Source organism: Bradyrhizobium sp. P5_C11_2, assembly GCF_054049755.1.
Genome location: NZ_JBFULT010000954.1, coordinates 1 through 1579, shown reverse-complemented (window position 1 = coordinate 1579; position 1579 = coordinate 1). Strand labels below are relative to the sequence as shown.

Below are 1579 nucleotides of genomic sequence, written 5' to 3'. Positions count from 1 at the left end.
GCGGAGAGGAAGGCGGGACTGGCGACCAGCACGCGCGGCACATCGGCGATTTTTCTGAACATCAGTTCGGAGTCCGCAACCGGTCCCATGCGAACGACGAGATCGTATCCTTCTTCGATGAGCGAGACCCTGCGATCCGCTAGCGTCATCTCTATTGTGACGTCGGGATGTCTGGCCTTGAAGGCGAACAGAACGGGAGCAAGAACGGCGCTCGCCATGTCCGGGGGAAGCGACAAGCGAGCTAAGCCTGATAGTGCGACGCGGTTATCCTGAACCTCGGCAACGGCATGCTCGGCCAGCATGAAGGCGGTCCGGCCTCGCTCGAAGAGTTGCTGCCCCTGCTCTGTCAGCACCACGCCCTTCTTTGTCCGGCGCGCAAGCCGGACGTTCAGGGTCTCTTCCAGGACCGACAGCCGGCGCGACAGCGTGGCCTTCGGGATCCCCGTCGCGCGCTCGGCTGAGGCGAGCCCACCAGCCTGCACGATGCGGATAAACAACGCGAGGCCGTCAAAATCGCCGAAGGTCTTCATGTTTCATTTATGGAACATGATGGTAGCAAATATCAAGTCTCCTCAACGTTTCGTTCCAACCCTAGCTTCCAGAAGGAGCCGCGGAGCTCACAACGAGCACAGGAGATTAGCCATGACCACGACCTTCACCCCCGAGAATTCGGCGCTTCTGCTGATCGACCATCAGGTTGGCACGATGCAGCTCATCAAGAATATCGACGTCGCGCTGGCCAAGCGCATGTCGCTCGCACTGGCCAAGGCCGCCAAAATCCTCGGCATCCCGACGGTGCTGACCTCCAGCCAGGAGGACCGTGTGCAGGGACCGCTGTTGCCGGAGCTGAAAGACATTCTGCCAGACGCCTACGACAAGCGCGTCAAGCGCGCAGGCATCGTCAACGCCTGGACCGACGCCAACTTCAAGGCGGCTGTCGAGGCGACCGGCCGAAAGAACCTGATCATGGCCGGCGTGACGACCGACGTATGCCTCGTCTTCCCGGCGATCGACGCGGTGACCGAAGGCTACAACGTGCAGGCCGTCATGGACGCTTCAGGTTCGCCGTACGAGCTTTCCGAGGACATGTCCCGCCGCCGCATGCAGGACGCCGGCGTCATCCTGACGGCCACCAACACCATGCTCGCTGAACTCGCCCAGAATTGGGGCACGCCCAAGGGCCAACAGCTCATCCAGTTGCTGTTCACCGACGTTCTTCCGCCCATCCAGTCGTAACCGGCGAACGCGACGCGATCGACGCGGCGGACAAGACTGGAGCCGCCAATGCGGCGGATATCTTCCTCGAAACGCTGCGGCTCTTCGACAAATCCCTCCGGTTCATCGAGGTGCATTTGTCGAAGAGCGCGCCGCCTAAGCCCCACCATAGATCAAACAGATCAAGAAGGCTGGACGGAACATGACCCAAAAACACATACCGATCGTCAATGCGCTCGCCACGGGTGAGGCCAACAGCGTTTTCGGATTCAAGCGCTATTTCCGGATCACGCCCGAAGATACGGGCGGCGCGTTCTGCGTGTTCGAGGAGGAAATCGAAGAAGGGGACGGCCCTCCTTTGCAC

At 60.9% G+C, this 1579-nt stretch carries 2 protein-coding genes; one reads left to right on the top strand and one right to left on the bottom strand.

Annotated elements, in window-relative coordinates; all coding sequences use genetic code 11:
- A partial coding sequence (locus ACXJL8_RS40655; protein WP_456686990.1) for a LysR family transcriptional regulator occupies positions 1 to 530 on the bottom strand: 530 nt, incomplete at its 3' end.
- Positions 531 to 642: 112 nt separating this feature from the next.
- Between ACXJL8_RS40655 and ACXJL8_RS40650 the strand changes: the two genes are divergently transcribed.
- Positions 643 to 1236 (top strand): isochorismatase family protein, encoded by a 594-nt coding sequence (locus ACXJL8_RS40650; protein WP_456620519.1) that lies wholly within the window; start codon positions 643 to 645, stop codon positions 1234 to 1236.
- The last annotated feature ends 343 nt before the right edge of the window (positions 1237 to 1579 follow it).